The organism is Brachybacterium sp. YJGR34 (genome assembly GCF_003347015.1).
GTDB lineage: Bacteria > Actinomycetota > Actinomycetes > Actinomycetales > Dermabacteraceae > Brachybacterium.
Map to the genome: position 1 here is coordinate 1 of NZ_PNFB01000042.1, position 1,387 is coordinate 1,387.

General features: G+C 74.1%; 1 protein-coding gene. It reads left to right on the forward strand.

Annotation, left to right across the window (positions count from 1 at the left end):
- The first annotated feature begins 190 nt into the window (after window positions 1-190).
- Window positions 191-1,306 carry a Gfo/Idh/MocA family protein gene (locus CXH06_RS18240; RefSeq protein WP_114856625.1) on the forward strand — a complete coding sequence of 372 codons (1,116 nt, stop codon included), beginning with the start codon at window positions 191-193 and terminating at the stop codon, window positions 1,304-1,306.
- Window positions 1,307-1,387: the final 81 nt, after the last annotated feature.

A 1,387-nucleotide genomic window follows, 5' to 3' on the forward strand; every position in this document is an offset into this window, starting at 1 on the left:
ACGCCGCCCCGCCCGGACTCTGGAATCCCCTGCGGGCATCCCCGCGGGCATGATCGAGTTCCCCCGTGCGCCGAGGCGCTCGGCGAGGACGCCGCTGCCCCGCCCGCCCGTGCACCACCCCCACCTGTCCGACCCCACCCCCTGCGCGTCCCCGTCCGGCGGCCGCGTCCGCACCACGAAGGAAGTCCCCATGAGCACGCAGAACCAGACCGGCCCCGTCGGCGTCGGCCTCATCGGCGCCGGAACGATCTCCGCGCAGTACCTCGAGCACCTCACCTCCTTCCCGGATGTGACGGTCCACATCGTCGGCGATCTGTTCCCGGAGGCCGCGGCCGCGCGCGCCGAGGAGTTCGGGGTCCCCGCCTCCGGCACCGCGCAGGACGTGCTGGACCATCCGGAGGTCGAGATCGTCGTCAACCTGACGATCCCCACCGCTCACGCCGAGGTCTCCCGCGCCATCGTCGCGGCCGGCAAGCACGTGTGGACCGAGAAGCCGATCACCACCGAGCCGGCCGACGCCACCGCCCTGCTGGAGGCCGCCGAGGCCGCCGGGGTGCGCGTGGGCGGCGCCCCGGACACGGTGCTCGGCGCCGGCATCCAGACCGGTCTGCGCACCCTCCGCGACGGCCGGGCCGGGTCCCTCAACAGCGCCCTGACCCTCTTCCAGACCCCCGGTCCGGAGAGCTGGCACCCCAACCCCGCCTTCCTGTTCCAGGAGGGCGCCGGCCCGCTGTACGACATCGCGCCGTACTACGCGACCACCCTGGTGCTGGCCCTGGGCCCCGTCGTCTCGGTGAGCGCGGTGGGTTCGAAGTCCCGCGAGCAGCGCACCATCGGCTCGGGCCCCAAGGCCGGCGAGGTCTTCGACGTCACCGTCCCCACGCAGGTCGCGGCGCTGCTGCGCTTCGCCTCGGGCCAGAACGCGACGGTGCTGCTGAGCTTCGACTCCCCGCACACCCGCGCCGGCTTCGTCGAGGTCTACGGCTCCGAGGCGACGGTCGCCTTCTCGGACCCCAACGTCTTCGACGGCGACTCCGCGCTGACCGAGTACCGGGGCGAGTCGGCGACGCCGATCCCCGCCACGGGCGCCACCACCGGGCGCGGCCTGGGCGTGCTGGAGATGGCCCGCGCCATCCGCGCCGGCGTGCCGCACCGTGCGCAGGGCGAGATCGCCGCGCACGTCCTGGACATCATGGTGGGCATCGAGACCGCGATCACCGAGGGCTCGATCGTCGAGATCGACTCCACCTTCACCGAGGTCGAGCCGATGCCCGCGGACTTCGACCCCTTCGCCGCCACGCTCTGAGCGCGTGACCCGGGTGCCCCCCGCGCAGGGGGCGCCGACGAGGAGCCGCCGCGGCCACGAGTGATCGTGGCGGCGGCGGCT

Excerpts from the sequence above, each read along its gene's own strand:
- CXH06_RS18240 (WP_114856625.1), top strand. The coding sequence starts at position 191 with ATGAGCACGCAGAACCAGACCGGCCCCGTCGGCGTCGGCCTCATCGGC.